At 58.5% G+C, this 25,109-nt stretch carries 21 protein-coding genes and 6 pseudogenes; 9 read left to right on the top strand and 18 right to left on the bottom strand.

Features of this window, described 5'->3' with window-relative positions:
• Position 1 precedes the first annotated feature (1 nt).
• Positions 2 to 1,465, bottom strand: a complete 1,464-nt coding sequence (locus F6X42_RS35585; protein ID WP_222945844.1) for an efflux transporter outer membrane subunit — start codon at positions 1,463 to 1,465, stop codon at positions 2 to 4.
• Between the two features lie 172 nt (positions 1,466 to 1,637).
• Between F6X42_RS35585 and F6X42_RS35580 the strand changes: the two genes are divergently transcribed.
• From F6X42_RS35580 to F6X42_RS35565, 4 genes and pseudogenes are all read left to right on the top strand, one after another.
• Entirely contained in the window at positions 1,638 to 2,288 is a 651-nt protein-coding gene (locus F6X42_RS35580) for a TetR/AcrR family transcriptional regulator (protein ID WP_187638631.1), read from the top strand.
• Between the two features lie 168 nt (positions 2,289 to 2,456).
• Positions 2,457 to 3,749 carry an NAD(P)/FAD-dependent oxidoreductase gene (locus F6X42_RS35575; RefSeq protein ID WP_187638630.1) on the top strand — a complete coding sequence of 431 codons (1,293 nt, stop codon included), beginning with the start codon at positions 2,457 to 2,459 and terminating at the stop codon, positions 3,747 to 3,749.
• A gap of 170 nt (positions 3,750 to 3,919) precedes the next feature.
• Positions 3,920 to 4,174: pseudogene (locus F6X42_RS35570) on the top strand (IS110 family transposase); the annotation flags it as partial.
• Between the two features lie 309 nt (positions 4,175 to 4,483).
• Positions 4,484 to 5,164 carry an EAL domain-containing protein gene (locus F6X42_RS35565; RefSeq protein WP_187638629.1) on the top strand — a complete coding sequence of 227 codons (681 nt, stop codon included), beginning with the start codon at positions 4,484 to 4,486 and terminating at the stop codon, positions 5,162 to 5,164.
• Between the two features lie 502 nt (positions 5,165 to 5,666).
• Here the strand turns inward: F6X42_RS35565 and F6X42_RS46115 are convergent.
• The 4 genes and pseudogenes from F6X42_RS46115 to F6X42_RS35545 form a co-directional block, all read right to left on the bottom strand.
• On the bottom strand, positions 5,667 to 5,840 hold the full coding sequence (locus F6X42_RS46115) for a transporter (protein WP_187638637.1): 174 nt from the start codon (positions 5,838 to 5,840) through the stop codon (positions 5,667 to 5,669).
• 48 nt (positions 5,841 to 5,888) lie between these two features.
• A pseudogene (locus F6X42_RS35555) lies at positions 5,889 to 6,065 on the bottom strand (integrase core domain-containing protein); the annotation flags it as partial.
• A gap of 849 nt (positions 6,066 to 6,914) precedes the next feature.
• On the bottom strand, positions 6,915 to 7,448 hold the full coding sequence (locus F6X42_RS45390; protein ID WP_281394077.1) for a cytochrome-c peroxidase: 534 nt from the start codon (positions 7,446 to 7,448) through the stop codon (positions 6,915 to 6,917).
• 161 nt (positions 7,449 to 7,609) lie between these two features.
• The gene (locus tag F6X42_RS35545) at positions 7,610 to 8,911 is read right to left on the bottom strand and encodes a cytochrome P450 (protein WP_187638628.1); all 1,302 of its coding nucleotides are present in this window, start codon (positions 8,909 to 8,911) and stop codon (positions 7,610 to 7,612) included.
• A gap of 1,130 nt (positions 8,912 to 10,041) precedes the next feature.
• Here F6X42_RS35545 and F6X42_RS46485 point away from each other — a divergent pair.
• Positions 10,042 to 10,326: pseudogene (locus F6X42_RS46485) on the top strand (integrase core domain-containing protein); the annotation flags it as partial.
• A gap of 417 nt (positions 10,327 to 10,743) precedes the next feature.
• Here F6X42_RS46485 and nodU read toward each other — a convergent pair.
• The 3 genes from nodU to F6X42_RS35525 all read right to left on the bottom strand — a co-directional run bounded on the left by nodU (position 10,744) and on the right by F6X42_RS35525 (position 15,313).
• Positions 10,744 to 12,465, bottom strand: a complete 1,722-nt coding sequence (nodU, locus tag F6X42_RS35535; protein WP_187638626.1) for a nodulation protein NodU — start codon at positions 12,463 to 12,465, stop codon at positions 10,744 to 10,746.
• Positions 12,466 to 12,478: 13 nt separating this feature from the next.
• Positions 12,479 to 13,108, bottom strand: a complete 630-nt coding sequence (nodS, locus tag F6X42_RS35530; RefSeq protein WP_187638625.1) for a nodulation methyltransferase NodS — start codon at positions 13,106 to 13,108, stop codon at positions 12,479 to 12,481.
• Between the two features lie 192 nt (positions 13,109 to 13,300).
• On the bottom strand, positions 13,301 to 15,313 hold the full coding sequence (locus F6X42_RS35525; protein WP_187638624.1) for a carbamoyltransferase family protein: 2,013 nt from the start codon (positions 15,311 to 15,313) through the stop codon (positions 13,301 to 13,303).
• A gap of 516 nt (positions 15,314 to 15,829) precedes the next feature.
• Here F6X42_RS35525 and F6X42_RS35515 point away from each other — a divergent pair.
• Positions 15,830 to 16,777, top strand: coding sequence for a LysR family transcriptional regulator (locus F6X42_RS35515; protein ID WP_187638623.1), 948 nt, complete (start codon positions 15,830 to 15,832; stop codon positions 16,775 to 16,777).
• Here the strand turns inward: F6X42_RS35515 and F6X42_RS46105 are convergent.
• Positions 16,774 to 16,938 (bottom strand): hypothetical protein, encoded by a 165-nt coding sequence (locus F6X42_RS46105; RefSeq protein WP_187638622.1) that lies wholly within the window; start codon positions 16,936 to 16,938, stop codon positions 16,774 to 16,776. The genes F6X42_RS35515 and F6X42_RS46105 overlap by 4 nt on opposite strands.
• Positions 16,939 to 16,951: 13 nt before the next feature.
• Here F6X42_RS46105 and F6X42_RS35505 point away from each other — a divergent pair, with 13 nt between their 5' ends.
• Positions 16,952 to 17,194, top strand: a complete 243-nt coding sequence (locus tag F6X42_RS35505; RefSeq protein WP_376776499.1) for a nitrogen fixation protein NifQ — start codon at positions 16,952 to 16,954, stop codon at positions 17,192 to 17,194.
• A 160-nt stretch (positions 17,195 to 17,354) separates the two neighbouring features.
• Here F6X42_RS35505 and F6X42_RS35500 read toward each other — a convergent pair whose 3' ends face one another.
• From F6X42_RS35500 to F6X42_RS45385, 9 genes and pseudogenes are all read right to left on the bottom strand, one after another.
• Positions 17,355 to 17,840 carry a hypothetical protein gene (locus F6X42_RS35500; RefSeq protein ID WP_187638621.1) on the bottom strand — a complete coding sequence of 162 codons (486 nt, stop codon included), beginning with the start codon at positions 17,838 to 17,840 and terminating at the stop codon, positions 17,355 to 17,357.
• 122 nt (positions 17,841 to 17,962) lie between these two features.
• The gene (locus F6X42_RS35495) at positions 17,963 to 18,430 is read right to left on the bottom strand and encodes a hypothetical protein (protein WP_281394076.1); all 468 of its coding nucleotides are present in this window, start codon (positions 18,428 to 18,430) and stop codon (positions 17,963 to 17,965) included.
• On the bottom strand, positions 18,427 to 19,158 hold the full coding sequence (locus F6X42_RS35490) for a nitrogenase-stabilizing/protective protein NifW (RefSeq protein ID WP_187638620.1): 732 nt from the start codon (positions 19,156 to 19,158) through the stop codon (positions 18,427 to 18,429). Before F6X42_RS35490 ends, F6X42_RS35495 begins: the two co-directional genes overlap by 4 nt.
• A 42-nt stretch (positions 19,159 to 19,200) precedes the next feature.
• Positions 19,201 to 20,336 (bottom strand): annotated as a pseudogene (nifV, locus tag F6X42_RS35485) (homocitrate synthase).
• Positions 20,337 to 20,701: 365 nt separating this feature from the next.
• On the bottom strand, positions 20,702 to 21,067 hold the full coding sequence (locus F6X42_RS35480; RefSeq protein WP_187638619.1) for a glycosyltransferase family 2 protein: 366 nt from the start codon (positions 21,065 to 21,067) through the stop codon (positions 20,702 to 20,704).
• Positions 21,045 to 21,737 carry a chitooligosaccharide deacetylase NodB gene (nodB, locus tag F6X42_RS35475; protein ID WP_187638618.1) on the bottom strand — a complete coding sequence of 231 codons (693 nt, stop codon included), beginning with the start codon at positions 21,735 to 21,737 and terminating at the stop codon, positions 21,045 to 21,047. The genes F6X42_RS35480 and nodB overlap by 23 nt, the downstream gene beginning before the upstream one ends.
• Positions 21,734 to 22,327 (bottom strand): NodA family N-acyltransferase, encoded by a 594-nt coding sequence (locus F6X42_RS35470; protein WP_187638617.1) that lies wholly within the window; start codon positions 22,325 to 22,327, stop codon positions 21,734 to 21,736. Before F6X42_RS35470 ends, nodB begins: the two co-directional genes overlap by 4 nt.
• A 35-nt stretch (positions 22,328 to 22,362) precedes the next feature.
• Positions 22,363 to 23,010 (bottom strand): response regulator, encoded by a 648-nt coding sequence (locus F6X42_RS35465; RefSeq protein ID WP_187638616.1) that lies wholly within the window; start codon positions 23,008 to 23,010, stop codon positions 22,363 to 22,365.
• On the bottom strand, positions 23,007 to 23,129 hold the full coding sequence (locus F6X42_RS45385) for a hypothetical protein (RefSeq protein WP_281394075.1): 123 nt from the start codon (positions 23,127 to 23,129) through the stop codon (positions 23,007 to 23,009). Before F6X42_RS45385 ends, F6X42_RS35465 begins: the two co-directional genes overlap by 4 nt.
• A gap of 590 nt (positions 23,130 to 23,719) precedes the next feature.
• Between F6X42_RS45385 and F6X42_RS35460 the strand changes: the two are divergent.
• Positions 23,720 to 24,633 (top strand): annotated as a pseudogene (locus F6X42_RS35460) (Mu transposase domain-containing protein); the annotation flags it as partial.
• 7 nt (positions 24,634 to 24,640) lie between these two features.
• Positions 24,641 to 25,000 (top strand): annotated as a pseudogene (locus tag F6X42_RS35455) (ATP-binding protein); the annotation flags it as partial.
• Positions 25,001 to 25,109: the final 109 nt, after the last annotated feature.

Here is a 25,109-nt window from a genome sequence, read left to right as displayed (position 1 = left end):
TTTAAAATGCTCCGCAACATTGCGCAACTTTGGGATCGACATCGCTTCGATGCCACCAGCCACCGCCCAGCGCCTGGAAGAGCGCGACGGTATCGGTGTAGCGAGTGGCTTGAGAGGAAATCAGGTTGAGGCGCGCGCTCTCATCGGATTGCTCGGCGCTCAGCACATTGAGGTAAGTCCCGCCGCCCGCGCGGTATTGCGCCTGAGCGACCCTGAGGCTCGCAGCAGCTGTTTTCTGCGTCTCGAGGTTCGCAGCAAGCGTTTCGGCATCCCGATGAACGGCGACGAGCGCATTGGCCACGTCCTGAAACGCCGCGTTGACCGTGCTGCTGTACTGGGCGGCGGCGACATCGACCGCAGCATCGGCGGCTCGCTTCTTCGCCCTGAGTGTGCCGCCCTGGAAGACCGGCTGGGTGAGGCTACCCGCGAGGCTCCACACAATGCCTGCGGGATTGAAAAGGTTTGAGTAGCTGCTGCCATCGCGTCCATAACTGCCGGTCAGCGAAATCTGCGGCAACATGTTTGCCACCGCGATGCCGACGTTCGCCGTTGCCGAATGCAGCAAGGCGCCGTACGCCTGGATGTCGGGGCGCTGCGCAACCAGACTCGACGGCAGCGACACCGGCAGTTCCTCCGGCAGCACGAGTCTGGCGAGATCGAGCGTAGACCCGGTGTAGTCGGTCGGCAGGCCGCCCAGATACACCGCGAGTTGATTGCGCTGCTGCTCGAGCTGCTTCTGCAAACCGGGAAGCGTGGCGATCTGCGCATCCAGCAGTGACTGCTGCTGCAGCACGTCCACCTGGCTTACGCCGCCGGCCTCGAAGCGGTGGCGCATAACGTCGAGCGCGGCAGTATACGCGCGGATGATCTCGTGTGTCGTATCAATCTGCGCCTGCAACGAAGCCTCGTTGATGGCCGCATTGACGACGTTCGCGATCAGCGTCAGTTCGGTCGCCTCCAGTTCGTAGCGCTCGTACTCGGCTTGGGCATTCAGTTGCTCGACTTGCCGGCGAACGCCGCCGAATGCATCGAGCGTGTACGACACGCTGAGCGATCCGCTTATGACGTTGTATGTCTTCGGCACCGGGCTCACCAGTGAGTTGCGCTCGCGTTCGGCCGATGTGCTCGCGCTGATTTGCGGGAAAAAACTGCCCTGCTCCGCACGGGTGTTCTCGCGCGCCTCGCGCAACGTCGCCTGAGCGGCGGCAAGCGAGGGATTGGCCTTGAGCGCGCGCTCGACCAGCGCGTTGATCTGCGGCGAATGGAACAGCGCCCACCAGTCACCCTCAATGTCGCGCCCCTCGACGAAGGTTTGCGCGGTGCCCGCAGTCGCGTCGGTGGAAACAGTGCGCGCGGGAACTGGCTTCTCCGTAAACCTCGATACATTGGGCGCTGGCGGAGCGGCGTAATTCGGTCCGACCGTGCAACCCGCGAGCATAGTCTCGAGTGCCAGAAGTGCGGCCAATGACAGAGACGCAAGCGGAGCGGCTCGCCCCTGTGCTGTCGATGGGCGGCAGTTGTACTTCGGATGAATGTTTTTGGTAGTCTTTGACGCGCGCATGTGTTTCTATACCCATTAGTACAGCAACTGTTATGCTAGACTATAAAGTACAGAAATTGCAAGCAGGAGTTATTACGTGCAGAAATGTTCGTCAGAGAGCCGCGTCGGTCGGCCGAAAGATGCCGCCAAGCACACGTCCATTGTGGAAGCGGCAACGAGGCTCTTCTCCGGGCAGCGCTACGACACCGTGACCATGGAGGCCGTCGCCGCAGAGGCGGGGGTGTCAAAGATGACGGTCTACAGCCATTTCTCGGACAAGGAAGCGTTATTCGAGGCAGTCGTGCGTGACGTTTCGGACCGGATGCTCCAGGTACTGCCGCCCGCGAGTTCCGAAAATTTACCCTTACGGGAACGGCTGTCCGCCATCGGCGCCGCATTCCTGAAGATCATCGTCAGTGTCCATGTTGCTGGCATGGCGCACGCGCTGCCGACCGGCCGCCAAGACCTGCCGCTAAGGACACGCTTTTACGATGCAGGGCCGGGGCGGACTGTGGCGGTACTGGCCGGTATCATCAGCGAGGCCGCGGCGCGCAATGAACTGATCGTCGACTCGCCGGAGCTGGCGGCCCACGACCTGGTGAACCTGTGGGCAGGTGATCTGCACGCGCGCATCCTATTCGGAGTTGTGAAGCGGGCAACCGATAGGGAAATCAAGGAGCGGACACGCCGCGGCACGGACGTATTTTTACGAGCTTTTGGGAAAACGGGAAAGCGCGAGCCGTCATGATGTCTCGCTCGACGTGTCCCTAGCGCGCTCGGCGGCGGATTCGCGGCGCTGGCGGTGTGGCTTGCGCCGAAACCCACGCGGGTCGCGGATCACTCGAAGGCTCATTGATTCTGTACATCGGTCGTCCATTCGCGTCGGCCGGCGAACTCCGTTCAACCAGGAACCGATATGTCTCACCCAATCCGTATTGTCATTGTCGGCGGTGGAATCGCCGGGATCCTGCTCGCGACAAGGCTGGGCAACCATTACGCGCATTCGGACGAAGCGCGTGTGACGTTGATCGACAGCAGCCAGACCCATATCTGGAAACCGATGCTCCATACGATCGCGGCAGGCACGCGTGATGTTTCGCAGCAGCAGGTTAGTTATCTCGCTCACGCGAGCGCACACCGGTTTGCATGGCAGCCAGGCCGGATGTGTGGACTGGATCGTGCCCGCAAAGAAGTGCTGCTCGACGAGATCAGGACGCCCGAGGGCGAACTCGTGCTCGAACCCAGGACGATCCCCTTCGACGTGCTGGTGCTGTCGGTGGGCAGTCAGGCGAACGATTTCGGCGTTCCCGGCGTCAGGCAACACTGCCACTTCATTGATAGCCAGAAACAGGCCGAAGCTTTCAACGTCGTCTTGCGTAACCGGATGCTTCGCGCCGTCGCGAAGGATGAACGACTTCGGGTCGCAATTGTCGGGGCAGGCGCCACCGGTGTCGAGCTCTCCGCTGAGTTAAGCCGCGTACTTGAGATTGCCGAGGGCTATGGTGACCCTACCTTGCGCAGCCGGCTGAGCTTGACGCTGCTTGAAAGCGGACCGCGCGTCCTTGCTTCTTTCCCGCCAAAGATTTCAGCGTCCAGTGAGGAACAGCTCAGGCATATTGGTTTTCGCGTGCAGACCTCGACGCGGGTCACGGCAGCGCAAAGCAATGGGTTCCAGATCGACGGCGGGCGTCTTGTCAGCGCCGACCTCATGGTCTGGGCCGCAGGCGTCAAGGCGCCAGATTTCATGAACAATCTGGCGGGAATGGAAACCACCCGTTCAAACCAGATCGTGGTTAAAGCCACGCTTCAGTCGACGAGCGACGACAATATTTTTGCACTCGGCGACTGCGCAAGTCTGACATTGATGGATCACGAACGGCCGTTACCGCCTACCGCACAGGTCGCAACACAGCAGGCTGAACATCTGGCCCGCCATCTGCCGGCGTGGCTCGCGAGAGCACCATTGCCTGACTTTAAGTTCCGGGATTATGGCTCGCTCGTTTCGCTCAGCGACTATGGCGCATTTGGTACGTTAGGGAGCTTTGGCTTCTTTCGCGGTGGCTTCATACGCGGACGCTTCGCGCAGATGAGCCATGCGATGCTTTATCGCCGCCTTCAGCAGGCGCTTCATGGTTTCGGAAAAGCAGCACTGATGTGGAGCGCCGAACAGATCAATAGCCTTGTACAGCCCAAAATCAGACTGAGCTGACTACACTTCCAGCTATGCGTTGCTCGTGGCATCTGCGGCGGCGAGCGGCGAGACTAGAGAATGAAAGGGGGACTTCCCCGTCCCGAGGCTGCGGCGGAAGCCGCGAGTCGGCATCAATGTGCCAAGATGAAGTTGCGAACGTTCATCGACACCAGCGAGAGGGGAAGTCTATGCCTATTGTCACTATCGGAATCGATCTTGCCAAGAATGTATTTGCCGTTCACGGTGTGGACGGGACCAGTAAAGCGATGCTGATCAAGCCGCGTGTGCCGCGCGATCAACTGGTGAGCTTGATCTCGCAGTTGCCAGCGTGCCCGATCGGCATCGAAGCGTGCTCCGGCGCACATCACCGGGCTCGCGTGTTCCAGCAGCACGGCAATACGGTCAAGCTCATGGCGCCCAACCGTGTGACGCCTTATCGTATGCCATCATCTACAGTTTAATGGGACCGATAGATCATCCGCAACGGATACCTGTTTTTCTAACGCGAAGCAATCCTTAGAAAGATTCGAAAGCGAATGACGAAAATAATGCTTTGCATCCGGCGAATAGTATCGTGGTACGCAACTCCGGAACGATGAAATGTTCCAGGAAGGGGCTATGGTTCCAGGTAGATTTGTTGACGTGACCCTTCTCAACCTTCGGCGCTGTAACATCGATTAATCAATTGAAACCTTCAGACCCGCTGCAGTTCGGCGGAGGCAACGCGCCTTTCCTGTATTCGTCGGCACGCCTTGGGAAACCTGACGCTTTCGAGCGCATTTCAGCCGATATTCAGCCTGTCGCATCGTCGCTCAATTGGATATGAGGCGTTGCTTCGGGTGCGCGACCCTGCCGGAAAGGAAGTTCATCCCCTTGCGGTATTGGACCGCACCGTTGAACGGGGACGTTGGAACAATCTTGAGCGCAGTGTCCAGTTGCTACACACATCAAACTTCGCGCTGATGGCAAATGCCCGTGACCGGCTATTTCTCAATGTCCGCCCAGACGGCTTCATCGTCTCAGAGGCCTATCGCCGCCTGGTAGAGGACAGTATAAGGCGCTTGGAACTGACGCCTGACCGTGTAGTCCTGGAAGTGCTGGAGACGCCGAACGGAAATTTTCAGCAATTGATCGACGGCGTTGCCTCATTTCGGCAACTGGGATTCCTGATAGCCTTTGATGACTTCGGGGCCGGTCATTCCAATATTGACCGCGTCTGGCAACTCCAGCCCGATATTGTCAAACTGGACCGCAGGGTCATCGAACAAGCAGCTCAGAGCTCACGTCTCGCGCGTCAACTTCCGCGACTAGTGTCGCTGTTGCACGAAGCTGGTGCATTGGTCGTGGTCGAGGGGGTGGAAACGCAGCGCGAGGCGTTGCTCCGTCATCCAGATTGCTCAATCCTTCGTTTTCCAAACCAATACCGGTCCTGAGGACATATCTTTCCTCCGTTACGTTTTATGGATCGACCGTGCGAAAGTCCCATCCGTACTCAGTGAACCAGCGCGCAGGATTGCGAAAGAAAAAGGATACAGATCGATCGTTGGGATGCCGGCCAATGCCGGCGGCGGCAATCCCCCGTTCGCGGCAGAGGTCGTAAGTCGTAAGTAGTTTCGACATCGTCCAGCGAGTTAGTGCTACAGCGACCGAATGGGCAAGGGCGTTTTATTCCGAGGCAGGTGCCGGGCCATGTAACCACAACGCTCGACAATCCTGCCTTCTCCTGCTTCCGCGACGCTAGAACTTGATCTGGCCGTTTAGCCAAAACGTATTGGCATAGGCAGCGTTACGCGCATAGATCTGATGCTGCCAGTGCAGTACGGCCCCCATTTTTGCGTGCCATAGCCGACCTGCGGCCCCAAGGTCAGTTCATTGGTTCGATGCCCGTCGCCGAATGCGGATTTGCATTCATCCTGTCATCGTTGAGCTGCGTATTCAGCCCCCCGCCGTCAGGTACCCACCGACGCCGACGAGCCAGCTCTGGTTGATGTGATAGTTGGTGCCATAGTCCGCGCTCAGCTGTCCGCCCGGCTGGTATTGGGTCGCGGAATTCGTGCTGCTGTAGTTCAGGTTGATCTTGGAGCTTGACGTTGCCCGCGAATTTGGGATCCCTTAACTGAGCGGCGCTTATGCCACCTGTTGGTTCTGGGCGGCGTATCAGTCCCCCTCGAATTGCATCGGGCTAACGTAGCCCAACGTCGAGTGAAGACGGCCGTGATTGTAGAAGCTCAACCAATCGACTACTTCGTCCATCGCTTCGCGATGCGTTACAAACAGCTGGCCGAGAATGCGTGCCCGCGTGGGCGATCCCCACAGGCTCTCGGTCGGCGCGTTGACGCTCCTGTCTCAAGCAATGGCCGTCGAATCGGCCAAATCGGCCAGAATGAGCGGGTAGAGTTCCCGGACGATATAGCGCTTCAGGCAGCGGTGGGGATATGCACCCGACGGAAGGCACATCCGATGAGCAGGTTCTGGACGCCGGCCTTCGCATTGTCAACATGGTTGACGAATGGTGAATTAACCAATTGTCTTTGTTCCAGACGAGCGTTAAGCCGGCGCCGCACTGCTCGAGCGGCGATCGTTGACCTCCGCCAACACCCCGACGGGAAAATAGACCATCAAAAAAATAAAAATTGCCAAAGCCCTCGTTGACACATTTTTTTCATAGTGCGATCCAATGGAATTACCAATACCAAGTATCAGGACATCAGAGCCCCTCATCGCATGAAAGCCCTTGGCATTCGACCTATAGCTGCGCGCAGCCGTTGCAAGGTGCTTTTGTCGCGTCCTGATGTCAGCCGCGGTGGTCGGATCAATGGGGCGCGACGGGTCGGTGCGTACCCGTTAGCGTCTTCAGGAACGCGACGATTGCATCAACGACCGATTCCGCCAATTGTTTGCCGACCTGATATGTCGCCATGTCACGTACAGCTTCGCGCAGATCGATGCGCTGCCGTCGTGAAAATCGGGTGCGGTCAGCTCAACGTTGCGCAGCGTCGGCGTCTTGAACGCATGGCGATCGAGTGGATCTTTCGTAAAGTCGGCGCGGCCGTTGTCTGCGTCGGTGCGCGCGTAGTCCCGAGCGGCGAAGTAGTCGGCCGCGAGGCCCAACCGTTCGAACGACTGTCCGCGCAGATTCTTGCCAGCGTGGCAGGTCGCGCAATGGTTCGCCTTGAATAACTGCTAGCCGCGCAGTTCCTCGCTATTCAGCACATCCCTGTCGCCGCGCAGGTAAGCATCGAAACGACTCGGCGTTAGCATCGTCGCATATTCGGCGATCGCGTCTGCGATGTTCTCGCCCGACCAACCGTCCGGGTACACTCGCAAGAACTGTTGCGTCAGCGATGAGTCCTGTTTCAGCTTATCGATGATCTCACTCCATGACGTGGACGCCATTTCGACCGGATTCAGCGGTGGGCCGCCGGCCTGTTCCTGCAGCGTGGCGGCGCGACCGTCCCAGAACTGCTTGCGGTTGAGTGCCGAGTTGAACACTGTCGGTGCGTTGATTGCGCCCAACTGGCCGCCCACGCCGGACGAAACCTTGTTTCCATCTACGCCACCGATCGGTAGCGTGTGGAAGCTCGCACACGATATCGTGTTGTCCGCCGATAGTCTGACATCGTTGAAAAGCTGCTTCCAGAGTGGGATCGTACACCGCGGTGCGTCCGACTGGGTGACGTACTGTTCGCCGAAATCGCTATGCTGTGCGGCCGCCAAAACCCACGCTGCATGCAGAGGTGCGGAAAGAGGACGCTCGGTTCATCGTCATGCCCGAGCTCATATGCGGCTTCATGCCGGGACCCGTACGTAGGCGCCTGGTAACTTCCGCAGTGAAGGCGGAGCCTCAAGGGTTCACTCCAACTACAGACTCCGGTGGGTCAATGCGGATGCAGCACGCAACGAACTGGAAGATGCTTCGGGCCGCTCACGAAGCTGGACGCAACGAATTCGATTTCGCCCGCCGGCTCAATAAGCCGCAACCTCGGGACCAGTTCCTCAAACAAGATGCGCATTTCCATGTTCGCGAGATGCTGACCCAGGCACACGTGGGCGCCGACGCCGAAGGCGAGATGCCTGTTCGGTTTGCGGTCGATATTGAATGCGAACGGCTCAGGGAAGACTTCCTCGTCACGATTTGCCGAGCCATAGCAGAGCATCAGCCAATCGCCCTTGCGGATTGTCCGGCCCCGGACGTTGGTGTCGGCAGTCGCTGTACGCATGAAATGACGCACCGGCGATGCGTAGCGAAGGGTTTCGTCGATAAACTGCGGAATCAGCGAACGATCCGCCTGTAGTCGCGGCAGTAGCTTAGGGAAGCGGCTCAACGCCCACATTGCGACCGATATGGACGACGAAACCGTATCATGTCCTGCTGCGGCGATGATCACGTAATAGCCAAGACGGGTCGCTTCATCGATAGGCTGTCCGTTGATCACCGCGTTGGCCAGCAAGCTTGCGATATCGTTACGTGGGTTCTTTCGGCGGTCTTCGGTCAGGCGGTCGAAATAATCCTTAAAGTCGGCCACAATGGACAGCAGAGCCTTGCCCATCGCACTGCTCGCATCATCGCCTTGGCTCTGCACTTCGCGCTTGTATTCGGGATCCTCGCTTCCGAACATCTCCTGAGTCAGCGTCAGCATGCGCAGGGAATCTTCCTGCGGAACGCCGAGAATATCCATGATCACGCTCAGTGGGAAATGCAATGCAAAGTCATTCGCAAAATCGATCACTTGCCCGCTGTGATGCAACAGCTTCGCGATCGTTATATTTGCCAGCGATCGAATGCGGTCGTCAAGCTCGAGAATGCTGTTAGGCATGAACCACGACTGTGTCAGCGCACGTAGACTCTTGTGCTCGTCGCCGTCGACGTGCACGAGTGATCGGACGATGTTTGGACTACCGGTGGTGGAAATGACATGCTCGATCGACGCTCTTGGCCTGCAGACGACAGAATAGTCGCCGTTATGAAACAGGGCGTTTTCTCTTGAAATCATGGAGACGTCGGCGTGTTTCGTGACCACCCAGAACGGATCATGTCCATCCGCCATTGCGCGCCCGACAGGGTTGTTTGCACGCGCCCAGGTATAGGTTTCATGGAGGCGATTGAGGTTGGTATAGAACTGCGGATCAACCAGATGGTTTGCTATGTCTTTCGGTAGGTCGTAATTTGGCATGCTCATGATATTGATAGCGCGGTTTGTTGGTGGGCGGGCGGCACGATCTAGGCAAGAGAAGGGCGCCTCTTCCCGCCCCATTCCGCTATTGGGCTCTCCGCGGACTCAATGACTGGTCTCGACTTTGACCGTCGCTCGCTCGCGTGTACTGAGATCCATTCCACGGGCTTTGAAGTAGCATTCATGTATAGAGCTTGCTGTCGTCCGATATCTGCAGATTGGTCTCCCGTTGGCGCAGGCACTGCAGCGTTCGCATCGGTAATGTTGTGGGTGAACTAGCGTGACGGATGTCGATATCCGCCCGTCGTATTCCTTCATACTATTCGCGGTCTCCCTGTGCGCCCTTAATCTAGGTCAATTCTTCTTGGTTAAGTGATCACTCAGGTGGTCCTTGAGGGCTACTGTTTGTCGGGCCAGTGCGCAACAATCCCGCGGCGTCATAGTTGTCGCCTCTGAATTTCTTTATCAAGAAGAGTGAGGTGCAAGTTGAAGGCGAAATAGACGTATTCCGTCGAGTTCAGGGAGCAGGCGCTCTCGAAGGTCCTGCAGCGGGGCAACCGAACGGTTGGAACCGTAGCGGACGAATTGAACGTGAACGTTTTGACATTGACGAAACGGATGGGAGGTGCAGTCGCCGCGAACCGGAGCTCGGGCTCGGGGCATGCAAAGCGTCCGGATGACTGGTCGCTGGAGTAACGGCTGATGGCCTTGCAGGAGAACCACGGGTTGGTCGACGAAGCGTTGAACGGCTGGTGTCGTGAGCGCGGGCTGTTTGCGCATCTTCTCGCGCAGTGGCGAGCGGATCTTTGGCACTGGCGGCGCCGCCGGTAGCCGGCGCGGAAGCGCCCAGGAAGTACGGGATCTGACGCAGGCAAATGTCAGCTTCAGCGTGAGCTGAATCAAGGAGAAGGCGCTGGCTGAAGCCGCAGCGATACTGGTGCTGCAAATAAAGTACCGTGGGCTGTTCGAGGGCGAGGCCGAATGACGACTCCTGAAGAGCGCAGGGCATTGATCAGCGAGGCGACCCTGACCGGGGCTCGCGAGGCAGACGCGTGCAACAATCTGGGGCTTAGTAGTGCCCGGACAGTTCAGCGCTGGCAACGCGGCAAACCTGACGCGGTGGACGGGCGCACCTCTGCCCGCGTGAAGCGATACAGCCTGACCGGGTGATTCTGCATTCGGATAACGGCGGCCCGATGAAAGGCGCGGCGATGCTCGCCACACTCCAGGCGCTGGGTGTCATGCCGTCGTTGAGTCGCCCGGGCGTGAGCAACGACAACCCCTGTTCCGAGTCGCTGTTCAAGCCCATGAAGTACCGGCCCGCTTACCCGCAAGGCGTTCGATACCCGTTCGCCGCGCGCAGCTGGGTGGGCGCACTGGTGTGCGGGTACAACGACGAACATCGTCACAGCGCGATCCAGTTCGTGACGCCGCCGCAGCGTCATGCCAACCTTGATCAGGACATTCTGGATCGGCGCATGGTGCTCTACAAGACTGCCCGGCAACGCAATCCGCTGCGATGAAAAGGCCGCACGCGCAACGGGCAGCGCGTAAGTGCGGTGCATCTGAACCCGGATCGAACTCACAACCTGCCAGGCACTCCGCAGCGCGATCACCAGGAGAGAAAGGCCGTCTGAACTCAAACGTTGAGGCGACAACTACCTTGAAAATTTCAGAAGATGGCATCGAGGTTTCGTGGGTCGATGAGCAACCTCCGCCCGGGATAAGTGCTTGCGAAAATCGAGCCAAGGGCGGCCTGCTGATCGTCTTCGGACCGTAGCGATAGAGCGAGCTGCCGGGACAATTGACCGCGTCGTACTGACCACTGAGCTGCAAAGTCAGCAATCTTCGAACGGCGACGTAGCGAAAAGTGTTTCGTCGACTGACGGCGACAGACCAGTCTTGGTCAGTAACAAACCATCGCACCACACACGTTCGACGCGTCCCCACGCACAGGCTGAAGCAGGGTCCGGGAAGAAACCTCGTCCGTGATAGTTGGCGCTCGTGTTGCAGAGCAACGGAATACCGGTCAGCTTTTCATATTCGACCAGAAGTTGCGCCACCGGATGCTCGGAAGTTCTTGAAATGGTCTGCAATCGGGCAGATCCGTCGAGATGCACGACGGCAGGGATTTTTTCTCGCCATTCCGCGCGCGTCTGATGATCGAACAACATATAGGGATCAGGGCTCCCCGGGCTAAAAATGGTCGGCGCACGATCCTCAAGGCAAATTGGCGCCACGGGACGGAAGTGCTCTCGAAACTTGATGTCGTTGAGATGATCCTTCATTGTGGGCAAAGTCGCGGCGGCCAGAATGCTTCTGCCCCCCAATGCTCGTGGTCCGAGCTCGGCCCGGCCGGCAAGGAAAATGACGGGCTTGCTACTGGCGAGTATGCCGGCGAGTTCTGCAATGGAGCAAGTAGACGCCGTCCATCCGGGCGGTACTTGGCAACCTTTTAAGGCCGGTCCGCTATATACCGACCACTCCAGCGGCACGAAGCCCTGCTCAGCTGCGAGCGCGCAACAAGCGGCGCCAATCGCAGACCCGCTATCGTTGGGAAACGGCGGCACCCAGATTGCGTCGAACAAACCGCTCGCGCGCAGGGCGCTGTTCCATTTGATATTGAGTCCGCATCCGCCAGCGATGCACAAATTTTTCGGGCCCGCAATCGAATGGCGCTGCAGCGCGATACCCATTTCATGAACGAGAAGACGCTCGAGGAATACATGGAACGAGGCGAGTACGTCTTCGGGCGGCCTGGCTTCTAGTCGCAGCGCGCTTGCTTCGAAGAACTCTCCTACAGCTGCTAGTGACGCGTCCGCGCTGTGGATGTTCTCGCGATAAGCTTGCGCACACTCCGTGTCGCCAGCAAAGCGTGCCTGATAAAGCCCGCGAAATACCTCAACGATATCTTCGTCAACGGAGCCCAGCGCGATGTAAGCCATCAGCTTGCCGGCCACACCCAGATCCCACCGGGCGCCGCCCGGCTTCTTATAAGGACCAAAGTGATGACCCGCCGCAGCGTAGATGTGACCTATCACGGGGAACAGGCAGTCAACATGGCGGGCGTGGTGGCGTTCTACATGATAGAGGCGTGGGACGATGCCACCATCCCACACCAAACAGAATGCAGGTTGCCCGCTTTGGGCAAAGGGACTGGTGCAATACGCGGAGGCCACATGGCCTGACACGTGAGGATAGCTTTTATAAGGAAAGGACTGGCCGCCGACAAGCAGTCCGGAGCCGTCGAGCGAAGCGAGAAGATCATCGGCTCGGCGCTCGGCATAAGGAGCCCCTTTCAGGCTGACGGGAATCGACCCACTGAGGACGCGAAACTGCGACTCGACTACTCCGTCCCAGCCGTCGATGACAAACTGGTCGATATCGTGCACACCGAAACCATGCTCGGCCAATGCGATCGCGATCGCGTCGAGGTCGTCGATCGCCTGATACCGCGGATTGTTGTCTCGCTTTTCCTGCTCCACGCAAAAAACCAGTTTTCCATCCTCGACAAGGGCGATCGCTCCGTCGTGCGTCAGTTTTATCCCACAGATGCGCATAATATCTCCCTGCCTAACGCTGGTAAGTTGGTCCACACGAAGGCGAAGCCGCGTTCCGAAAACGGGCGAGCAGACAGTCTTCATTCAACGACTGCCCGACGCACCTCAAACGATCGATTTCAACCAGCTCTTCTTCCAGGATGGCTATGACCGTCTCGGCTCCGGCAATGTGGCCCCATCGCCGGCAATTGGCGTCATGTGCCGATCCGAAAACCAGCTGTCCACCGGGCGCAAGCATCCGTGCTAAATTGCGGACAGCGGCGCGCACCTCGGCGCTGCCGTCGAGGTAATAGAGAACCTCCGCCACCACGATCAGATCGAACTGTTGCTCAGTCGAAAAATGCTGGACATCGGAGACGATCCAATTGATGTGTGGTGGGTCCATCATCCGTTCGCGTGTCCTGGCAATTGCGCGTGGCACGATATCGATCACGGTGAGCCGTTGGCAGTGCGGTGCCAATTTTTCCGTGAAGGCTCCGCCTGCGCATCCGACTTCGAGCGCATTTGTGACGGATCCCTGCGAAAGTGCCATCCGAAGCATTTGCCTGTGGCGCTCGTGCTCAAAGGGATTGCCATCGAGCCGCCATGGATCGTCTGCGTCCAATTCCCGACGCAGCAATTCGAAGTTCGTTTGATGTGTCAATTCCGCCTACCTTTGTGGTGCGCCGCTGCAAGTGTCCGGACCTTGGGCCGGGACTGGTGCTCCGTTGGACACCGGCGTGTTGGTACAAGAACTGCACGGCGGCCAAACGCTATTGTTTAACGTTCTAGAAAAATAGCTCGCGAGCGCTGTTACCTAGTTTCAGATCTTCAGCCACTCATTGGAAGGGCGTCGTTACCGTGACAATGCCCGTGAGGGATGTAGCCGAACCCGACGCTGTTCCCACAATCCGCGCAGCTCCTTGACGAGGGCTTCACGTCGAGTCTGCTCAGGCGTAATCGTATCGAGAAGATGTCCGAGCACGGCTTCGCCTTCGATCCGCATCAGCAGATCGAACAACTCATGTGAAATACGCACACTGTCACAGTTGGAGCCGCCGGTGCGAATTTCGCACACCGTCTCCTGACGATCCCGCGCTGTGTGAGCGCGGACTCGATAGAGCGATGCATAGGGCGGCAGTGAAACCGCGAGCGCAGTCCAATGTTCCTGCGTTGCGGGCCGCTTTTTGACGAGGAACGGCCCGACCACAAGTCCATCCAGCTCTGTCGTCAGAAATGTGGCAATCGCGTCGGCAACCGAATCTACGATCGGCTCAGCGTTGTTATTAAATGAAGTATTGAGCAGAATTGGGATTCCTGTCCGCTTCTTGAACGCATTAATAACCTCCCAGTAGGCGGGATTGGTCTTGCGCGATACTGTTTGCAGCCGCGCTGTACCGTCAATGTGCGTGATGGCGCCGAGCAAGGCACGCTTGGAGTCGCGCACGCGAACTACAAAATTCATAAAGGGGAATTCGCGGGTGCCCTCTGGGAGGTCAAAAAATTCGCGCGCATCGTCCTCGAGCACTGATGGCGCGAACGGTCGGTAACCCTCGCGCTTCTTGACCATGGCGTTGATCCGGTCCTTGTTTGCGGCCGGCCTGGGATCGGCAAGAATGCTGCGGTTGCCAAGCGCGCGTGGCCCGAACTCCGAACGACCCTGCACCCAGCCGATCACGGCGCCATTGGCCATCCAGTCGGCTGCTCTGCCTGCCACGTCATCACTGCGTTCAACGTCGAGGTGTCCGGCCCACGCATTTAATTCTTGCTCCACGACTAGATCGCTCCCAATATCGGGCCCCCAATAAACGTCCTGCAATCGCTCACGCGGCGGGGGCCGACCGAAATCGTTTGACACCATAAGGGCAGCGCCTAATGCGCAACCGGCATCGTGCGCTGCGGGCTGCACGAAGATGTCTTCGAAAAGTCCCGAATACAGCAGCTTACCGTTCATGGTGCAGTTATGAGCTACTCCTCCGGCTATACACAGCCGCTTCATACCGGTGACCTCGCGATGATGGCAGAGAATGTGAAACACGATCCGCTCCAGCGCTTCCTGCAATGAAGCACCCACATCTCGATGCTGCTGTGTGAATGGCATTCCCTTTCGCCGGACCTGGATGCTGCGGAGCAACGTCGGACCGATGCGATCCAGATAGACGCGGTACTCACCGTTGGCGGAGAGTTGATAGAATTGCTCGAAGAGCCCGCGATAGGGAGCGGGATCCCCATAAGGGGCAAGCCCCATGACCTTGTATTCGTCGAACAAGCCGTAACCGAGATACCGGATTGTTTCGAGATAAAACAGCCCTAGAGAATTATGCTCTGCGAAAGTCGCGAGTTGCGTAATTTCGGTTCCAGATCCGAGCGCCAAGAGTCCCGAGAGGAAATCACCGCCGCCATCGACCGCGAGGATCAGACTTTCCTCGAATCCAGACATCGCAAACGCGCTCACGGCATGCGCCAGATGGTGACTCACGAATGAGACTCGCGAAGGATCGACCTCGGTACCGAATTCCTGCATTAGTAAGTTACGCAGAAACAGCTTGGCATCCACCGGAATGGAGATGTTCGGCTGGGACAGGAACAGGCGTTCGAGCATGACGTTGCAATAGGCCTCGGTAGCGTAAAACGCGATGCGGTCGATATCGCTGAGCTGAATCCCTGCGGATGCGAGGCAGTATTGAATTGAACTGCTCGGGAACTTGTTAGAGTGCTTGATCCGGTTGAGGCGCTCCTCTTCGACGGCCGCTATTACGCGTCCGTCCCGGACAAGCACCGCAGCGCCGTCGTGCAGAAATGTGTTCGGCAGTTCGAGTGGATTTTCATGAACTTTGTCCAGCCCGCCGCTCACTCCTAAGCACAGCATGTCTCTCTCCTTCATCGTGGTAGGAAGCCCCTATTGGCAAGACTCGAACCCCTACCACATAAGTAAGGTGGGGTATCGCTCGCCGCTGCGAACACCGGTCAGACGTCACCAGCCCCAAAGAATCTCGCGTAGGGTCCGTCTGCAAAATGGCGCCGCAATTCATGAAAATTCTGTACCGTTTGGTCCAGGGTCGCGTTTCTTGGCGCTGAAGGATGGCGCGACCAGAAAGCTGAAGCGCTGGAACCCCCGAGGAAACCCCCAATCGTTGCCAAACATGCGGCGGGTTCGCGAGGAGGCTCCCGATGCATGTCATTGATCGTCAACTGCTGCAACGTCATTTCCTCGGCTTCGCTCAGTTCTACGACACACTTCATCCGCTACCCCGGCACCACAAAGGCGGCAGCAGGTTTGCGAAATTGAAATGGATCTACCAAGGAACACTATCCTTCATGCCGTACAATTCGTAAAATCGATTGTTTTGATGGAACACATCTACATTATGGATAACTTGGGATCATGCGTTTCAAGGGCCTCGATCTAAATCTCCTCGTCGCGCTCGATGCTCTGATGGCCGAGCGTAATCTCACCGCGGCGGCACGCAGCATCAACCTGAGCCAGCCGGCCATGAGCGCGGCCGTCGCCCGGCTACGCGCCTATTTTTGCGATGAACTATTTACGATGAGGGGCCGGGAATTTGTCCCAACACCGCGTGCAGAAGCGCTTGCTGCTCCAATCCGCGAGGCTCTGGTGCACATCCAGCTCTCCGTTATTTCCCGAGACGTCTTCAACCCGGCCAAATCGGATCGCTGCTTCAGGATCATCCTTTCCGATTTCATGGCAGTCGTATTTTTTCGAAAGATCGTGGAGCGTATTGCACGGGAAGCTCCTGCCGTCAGCTTCGAATTGCTGCCACTTGCCGATGACCCCGATGAGGTTATTCGGCGCGGCGAAGCCGATTTTCTTATCTTGCCGGAAATGTTCATGTCGGGCGCGCACCCTAAAGCGAAGCTGTTCGAGGAGACACTCGTGTGCGTAGGCTGCCGCACGAACAAGCAGCTATCAGGGCAGCTTACATTTGAGAGATACATGTCGATGGGGCACGTTGTGGTCAGGTTCGGGCGTACGCGGCGGCCCACCATCGAGGAGTGGTTTTTTCTTGAGCACGGTCTCAAGAGACGGGACGAGGTCATCGTGCAGAGCTTTAGCATGATCCCGCCTATGCTATTAAACACTGACCGTATAGGGACGATGCCCTTAAGGCTGGCCAAGGAATTCGAAAAAACGATGCCTCTGCGGATCGTCGAACTTCCGCTGCCACTTCCCGCATTCACCGAGGCCGTCCAATGGTCTGCCCTTCACAACAGTGATCCGGCAAGCAACTGGATGCGGGACATAATATTGCAGGAGGCGTCACGCATGGTTCCTTCGCGTAAGACCACGCGAAGAGCAATCCGCCCAAGTTAGAAAATGGCATATTTCAGCAAGGTTTTTGCGGCATGGATTTGTGGGGGTTTCGAGGGTTTTGCGGCGATATAACGTATATCGCCACACCCGGGCTGATTCGGCACAGTGACGGCAAACGCCTGATCGAGCAGGTTCGGCGCGACCGGCAAGCCGTGCGTCAATCTGGTTGTTGCCTTGATTTCGTTTCTGGTTGCAACGCAACCCCTGCTTGCAACGCAGTCTCTTTATCGGATGTCCGCCGAATTGTCTGCACCGCTGGGCTACCGGTTTCCACGGCTCGCTGAAAAAAACGTCCACGGCATGAAGTGGAAAAAATTCCTCTACAAGCACGTGTGCGAGCGCGAGGCGTTGATTATCTGCAAGGCTTCAAACTGCGGCGATTGTGCCGATTTCGCGGATTGCTTCGGGCCAGAATGAAGATCTGGCTGTCTAGGTAGCCCAGCGTGCGCGCCCGCGCGAAGTGTGCGGTGAAGGTCGGCTTTGACTACTGAAACGATCGCCATGAACTGCAATGGAGGTCTGCCATAGCCTTGCCGGGGACATATTGTCAATTTGTCAGTTGATCTTCCGGCGGCGACTATCGGGACCCGGACTGTGCGAGCAAGGCTTCCACGACGTCCAAGCCTATGCAATCGATCGGGTCCAGCCTGCGCAGCTTGGCGATCAGCTTCAGTGCAACGGCGCGCTCACCGCGCCGCACGCTGAAGAACGCGAGCGCCTTCAGTGTGAAGAGCCAGAAGCGGCCCGGACCAGGAACGGTGAAGTCGGTGTCGCCCGGCTGTACCGCACACCAGTCGCTGTCGAGCGACGCTTGCCGGGCGGCGACCGCCAAAGCCTTGGTCGCGACCTCCTGGGCCTCGCCAAGTTCACCCCGGTTCGCATGAAACTTATACAGCAGATAGTAGGGTGGCAGGCAGCGCGGGTACGACAGGACCGCAGTCCACAACGCGGCGGCCACATCGTCATTGCTGCCGCCGTGGGTTCTCTCAATCAGCTGTAGCACGGGGGAGGGAACGTTGCCGCCGAAGAGATCGGTCGATTCGATACCAGTAATGAGATTCATCAATTTGCTCCGATATGGTGAGGCGTCCGGCCGCTTTTGCGGCGCTCGGAAGCCGATGTGACGATGGATGTGTTTGTCTACCCGAACTTGAACTGGATGCGATGCCCGCCGCGCGGACATGCTCATTCGAGGTTGTGATGGTCCGTGCACAGAATGCGGCAACTTCCGCATTCCAGGCAGCCGCCGGTAATCGAGGTTGCACCGAGCAGCAGAATCTCGGGGCGGTACTTGTTGACCAGGTCGGTCAGCCCTTTCGTGAACGGTTCGTTGCGATAGCCGAGCGACACAGTGTCGTGAATCACATACGCTTCGTCCGCGCCGAAACTGAACGCCTCACTGGCAAACTGCTCAAGCGGCTCGTCGGTACCGCCGAGCACGGCCACAGCGACACGACTGCCGAGTTTGTCGGCGAGCTTGCGCGCCTCACCGAGCAGCTCGCACGACACGCTATGCACGTGGCCGCGGTCGTGCTCGAGAGAGACCCAGACGCCCTGGTAGGCTTTCAGACGTGCGGGCAGATCGAGGTTACGGCCGACGGCCCGTTTGACCGGCGCGGCCGGCCTGTTTTCCGAGGCAGCGGGCGAGTTCATGAGGCCCTTTTCATCAACAGGTTCGCCTCCAATGTCGGATGGCGAGCGAATATCTCGTGCACGAGTTTCAGCGAGACGTCGCGCAGGCTGGACGCGTCCAATTCGAGCATCTCGGCCTTTTCGTCGCGTGGCGTCGGCCCGAACACTTTGCGTACCACGGTAGGTGAACCTTTCAGCCCGATCTTGCTCACGTCCTCAATGCCGGCCTGCTCGCGATTCCATTTGCGCACCGGGAATCCTGCCGCGTGGATCGTCGCGGGCAGCGTCGCGAAGCGCAGCTCGTTCGTATTCTCGAGCGTCGTCACGAGACAAGGCAGTGCGGTTTTCAATACTTGCACACCGCCTTCGGCGCAGCGCTCGACTACGACCGTGCGCGCGTCGAGGTCAGTCTCGACGATCCGGGATACATACGTGAGCAACTGGACGCCCAATCGCCTCGCTATGCCGGGGCCGACCTGGGCAGTGTCGCCATCGATGGTCTGCTTGCCGGCGAAGATAATGTGCACTGCCTGTGCATTTGCAATCTGCCGGATTGCAGCGGCGAGTGCAAGCACGGCCGTCGCGTTGTTACGCGGCAGTCCTTTCTGTTGCTCGATGTACTGAAAGAAGCGCTTGAGGAAGTGCAGGCGGCTCACGTTGACCGCCTTCTCGTCGAATGCGATGTCGAAGAATCGCAGGAAATCCTCGGCCGACGACAGGTGACGCAGTTGTTCGATAACTTCTTGCATGTCGTTACTTCTATTGGACAAGTTTGGCCGCCATAACCACACTCACGACACCTTCACCCGCGTGCTGTGGGCTTGGGTCAGGAAGCGGCGCAGATCGCTTGCATTCGGCGCCTGCTTGTACTGCGTGACGAAATAGCGGATGCGCGCAAGCAGGGGCGGGATGAGCCGCTCCGACACCCTCACGCCTAGAGCGTCGTAGGCCTCACGCACACTTTGAGATCCAGAATGTTTCCCGAGTATCGTCAACCGTTGCCGGCCGAGCTCTGCTGGATCGAATCCCTCGTAGGTCGTGGGGTGCTTCGCGAGGCCGTCGGTGTGAATGCCCGACTCGTGAGTAAAGATCCTCCTACCGATGATGCTCTTGTTGAAGGAAACTGCGCGGCCTGAGGCTTGTTCGACCAGCGATGAAATGTCGGGCAGCGCTCTGGTGTCGACGCCGGTGTCTCGTCGCAGCAGGTGCCGCGCGCCCATCACGACTTCTTCCAGCGCTGCATTGCCGGCGCGCTCACCTAACCCGTTGACGGTGGTGCTCGCATGGGTCGCGCCGGCCCCAAGGGCGGCCAGTGTGTTGGCTGTGGCGAGCCCGAGGTCGTCGTGCGCATGGATTTCGATCTCCAGATCGACGGCAACGCGCAGCGCTGCAATGGCGTAGAAGGTCTTAAAGGGGTCCAGGATACCGACTGTGTCGGCAAAGCGCACGCGCTGGGCTCCGTGCTGCTGCGCGCATTGAGCCACTTCTATGAGAAATGAGGGATCCGCGCGCGAGGCGTCTTCCATGCCGAGGGAAATCTTGGGATGGCTTTTCGCTGCCTCGTCGACGACGCGTGCGATCTGCGCCAGTACCCAACTGCGCGACTGCCGCAGCTTGTGTTGCAAATGAATATCCGAAACGGGAACCGAGAGATGAACGATATCGGCATTGCAGCGCAATGCGGCAGTGAGATCCTCGTCGGTGAGGCGCCCCAAACCATCAGGTGGGCGTCGAGGTTCAGGTCGACGATCACAGCGATGCACGCCATTCCGTCTTCGCCCATGGCAGGAATTCCGATTTCGAGTTCGGCCACGGCGGCTCGCGACAGTGCGGCGGCGATTGCGCATTTTTCCTCGGTGCAAAACGCGACGCCGGCGGTCTGCTCGCCGTCGCGAAGTGTCGTGTCATTGATGATCGGATTGAGCATGTCAGGTCTCTTGAGCTGTCGCCGATGGACCGCAAGCGTTGTGCCAAGCGAGCGTCTACAGTCGGAGCACAATTTGCGGGATGTTGACCGGTACAATGCCGGGTTATGGCGGTGCATCATCCGATTGTTCGTGTCGCGAATGTTACGTTCCGAACAATGCGGCCGCGCTGGAGGTGGCCCGATCGGTTCCATCCGCTAGCGGACAGAATATCGAACTGATATCGGTGGCGTCCCGCAGCGTTTTCGGAATTTCCGGTAGCTCGGCATCCCGATAAGCGTCGCCGACAAGCGGGTCTGGCAATGCCAGCTTCTCGTCGATGCCCGCAAGACTGCCGCGATCAGGGCCGCAAAAGCGAGACACGCATTCAGATCCGCACGGCCAATGCGGAAAGCGTAATGAAGTTGAATCTGGGGTCGCGCGTGTACGCATCGTATACCGGCCTCACGGTGTCGAGATGCGCAGAACCATCATCAACCGCATAGACGCGCAGTTTTCCGGCGTAGTCCTGGTTTGCGATGGACTCCAGGCATGCCGAGAGCGTGCGCGGGTCCTCATTGAAGCAGGGAACGATGACATCCACGCCCGGCAGAGTGTCGGAGTCGACCAGGCCGTCCGACAGCGATGACACGTTTGTCGACTGAGCATAAAGCGCCTGCGTGCTTTTATAGATAGTCGAGAGCAGCGCATAAAACGAGACAGCGACAGTGTTACTTGCGGCAAGCATGTTCATAGGGTATCTGGTTCGTCCGATGAGGTTGAGGAAGCGATCGGATTGCAAACCCCCGGTCATGCAATGCTGGAATCATGAGGGAAAGCGCCATGAGGGTCTGCTCGCGCCGACCAGCGTGAGTGCATCGTCCCAACTCATCGGAAGGGCATCCGTCGTGCAAGAGCACAATTGCACCCGGCCGGACAGAGGCCAGCACTGCGCTGACAATCGCGTCCACGCCGGGACGAGACCAGTCTCGCGGGTCTACCGACCAGTGGAGGGGCGCCAGACCAGCGCTCGCTGACGTAGTGAACACTGCTTCGGTCCACATGCCATACGGGGCACGCATATACCGCAGCGAAGCATGGGGGCTCGCCATCCTGATGACCCTGCTTGCCGTTAGTATTTCCTGTTGTACTTCGGTGGGTTCGCATCTGGACAGGTCCGGATGAGTCATCGTGTGGTTTGCGACCTCGTGCCCTTCTGCGATCATCCGTCGGATCAGTTTCGGCTGGTCCGCTGCGTACGCGCCGATGACGCAGAAAGTCGCTGGCACCCGGTGTTCCGCCAGCACATCGAGGACGTCCGGTGTGCAAAGTGGATTAGGGCCGTCGTCAAACGTCAAATAAACGCAGCGACGTCCGGTGGTGTCAGCGCACTCGCTGCGCGCTTCGGATAAGCAGTGCCTCACAGTTCTGGCCCGTTCCGATCAATTATCGTTCCGGTCGGCCAATCGCTCATTGACCGTCCAATCGGTAAGACGACAATGAGTACGTCCTCGGTGCGCGTGGGCGGCGTGTCGAGATGCACTTCTCGAAGGGTCGACCTCACGCGAACTCCAGACACAATAGTCGCCAGACCGGGTCGGCCGAGCAGCCTTGCAATATGTTGCCGCAACGCGTGTCGAACCGTGCCGAAGCCGAATGGAACGCCAAGTTCCTGCAACACGGGATACATCACGCGCATTAATTGAGGGATTCCGAGTCCCTCAAGATCCGGACGTACCGCGTACAATCCTAGTTCGGCCACTAGTAGATCGACTGCGCCAACCTTGATGAAACGACGCAGTGCGCCGATATGAGCCGCTACGCCGCGCGCGTCGTAGCCGATTGCACGGAACTCTGGCCGCGCACCAGCCCAACTGTGATTGCCTTCGAATGGTTTTGCATTAAACGCCCCGGTCGGTCCGTAGGTCTTTCGGAAGAACTCGGACAGTTCGATGTGGTCGGCGAGTCGCAACTCATTTTCCCAAACCAGCCTCCACCGCACCTGAGAGCGCATGGAGAGAGGTCCTCTATCTGTGGACACGGCCAAATTCACGACTGCCTCCTATGCGCCGTCCGGCCTTTGAGGGTGGACCTGACGGACGCGAAGGACTTGCTGAGAAAGCGGTTCGATTTCAAGAAATCATCTGCACTCTGGAACAGTTCTGGGATGAAGCCAGAAGAAAAGAGCATTTCCGTCAACGCTTCACGGACCGATCGAACCTCATCCACGATGGAGATTACATCGAGCGCGCGTGCCTTTCGCACCAGATCTACCAAAGACTTCCCCCGCATCTTCCGCACGATCTGACCGCAATTGACACGAGATCCATTTGGCCGGGTCGCTGAAGCATTTGGCACCTGCAATTGGCTGCTCCCGATTCGTCGCGAAGCCAAGGCGAAGTCGAGGGTTGCCTCAACTGTACGAAGGTAAGCGGCCGATATAGAAAGGGTTTGGAGAACTATGCGAAGGTTTGCCGGTAGTAAGCGCCTACGGGACCTGCCAGACGCTTGTCGCGTCGTGTCGGCGCGATCCAGCTTGCCCATGCCGCTGAAGACCGTGGCCCCATTGGACATGTGCCTCGGTTGATGGTCGGCGTACACCTGAGGATTTTTCTCGGAGTCAGGGCAAAGATCGACAACCATCTTGATATGCCTAAATTCTATTTCTCCGGCCCGACGTTTTGCTAGAGTATTCATGAGAGCGTCCACGAGAAATTGACTTGAAATTCGGTGCCGTATCCGCCGAGAAAGTTCAGCGAGTTCGGCATCGGCGTTTCCTTCGTGCAGGTGATGAAGCGTCGCCAGTGGTGCTTCATGTTCCCACCGCTATGGCCGCCCGTCGGGCCGTACACGCCGCTGTTGCGCCATGCGTGAGCCAGTCACAGACCGACTGCCGCTCACGCGGAGTTGCTCGGCGGTGAGCTTGCGCTTGGTCCTGTGTCCGAGCAGTGACAGGCCGCCGCTCGCGTGCGCGTGTCCCGATGCATGTGATTGATCGATAACTGCTGCAACGTCATTTCCTCGGCTTCGCTCAGTTCTACGACACACTTGATCCGCTACCGCGGCATCACGAAGGCGCCAGCAGGTTTGCGAAATTGAAATGGATCTGCCAGGAACACTATCCTCCATGCCGTACAATTCGTAAAATCGATTGTTTTGATGGAATACATTTACATTATGGATAACTTGGGATCATGCGTTTCAAGGGCCTCGAAGCGTTACGTGCCTGCGAAATCAGCTTTTCAAATTCGGGGGCATCCCGCGCTCGCGCGGTCTGGAAGGACGACAAATCGCTCATCGAATGGCTCAACGCGCTGTAGTTCGTTATGTGCCCAGACATTCGCGCCCCTCCCGACAGCAATACAAATGTGCGTCGATAGCCACATAACGGCCTCGGGCACAGAACATCGACAACGCGAAGTGCGCGATCGTCCGGGCCTGCACGTACGACCCCGAAGTCCAGCGCTCCTACGCGGGCCTGGCTGAAGGCTACGGTTTCAGGATCGATGCCTGTCCGCCGCACAACCCGCAGAAGAAAGGCGTCGTTGGATCGGGCGTCAAATACGTCAAGAAATCCTTCGTGCCGCTGCGCACGTTTCGTGATCTGGCGGACGCCAACCGGCAGGTGCGCGAATGGATCATGCAGGAAGCCGGCGTCCGTGAACACGGCACGACACGCGAACAGCCGCTTGTGCGTTTCGCCATCGAGAGGCCGCTGTTGACGGCGCTGCTCGATGTGCCGCCGGTGCTTGCCGCGTGGTCCACGGTCACCGTGCATCGTGATGCGCACATCCAGCATCACAAGGCCATGTACTCGGTGCCGTTCGCCCTGGTGGGCAAGACGCCGTGGCTGAAGGCGACCGACACGGTCGTGCAGTTGTTCCATCAGCACGAACTCGTCGCCACTCATCCCCGGCTGCGCAAGCCCGGCGCGCGCTCGACCGTGCGCGATCATCAGCCGCCGCCGGCGCAAGCCTGGCTCGAACACGATCCGCAATGGTGTCTGGCTCAGGCCAAAGAGATTGGTCCTTCATGCCATGCGCTGATTCTGGGGTTGTTCAACGACCCGGTGCTCCTCAACCTGCGGGGCGCACAGGGCATCGTGCGGTTGCGCAGCAAGGGTCGGCGACGCAAGGCTCGAGGCTGCCTGCGTGCGAACGGGCGCTGGCCCATTCCAACCCCCGGTGGCGAACCGACAAAACGATTCTGGACAAAGGACTGGAGAGCCAGCCCATGCCGCATTCCCCGTCAATGCTCACCGATACCTACGTCAACGGCGGCCGCTTCGGCCGCGATCTTCAATCTCTGCTGATCCATTAAACCGCCCATGAACCCCAGTCCTGAACTGAACACGGCCCTCAAGCAGCTGCGTCTATCCGGCGTGTTCGACTCGCTTGAGCAGCGCAACTGGCAGGCCATCGACGGGCAGCTCGCGTACACCGAGTTCCTCGCCATGCTGCCGCACGACGAAGTCGCCCGCCGCGACCAGAAGAAGCTCGGTACCCGGCTCTCCCGCGCCGGCTACGCGATGGGCAAGACACTGGAGACGTTTGACTTCGACCGCCTGCCGAACCTGAATCGGACACACATCGACGATCTCGCTAACGGCCGCTATATCGACGAGAAGGTCGCCATCCTGATTGCCGGGCCGACCGGCACCGGCAAGTCGCAGGTATCTATAGCAGTGCGGGGTTGACGCCGAGGGCCAAGTCGATGATGGGGCTGCAAGGCGCCTCGACGAAGTGATCGCGGGTCGACCTCGTACCATCGAATTCAATAGCTTCTTATCTGAATCT

The organism is Paraburkholderia podalyriae (assembly GCF_014397785.1).
Classification (GTDB): Bacteria; Pseudomonadota; Gammaproteobacteria; order Burkholderiales; family Burkholderiaceae; genus Paraburkholderia; species Paraburkholderia podalyriae.
This window is presented reverse-complemented; position numbering and strand designations above follow the sequence as displayed.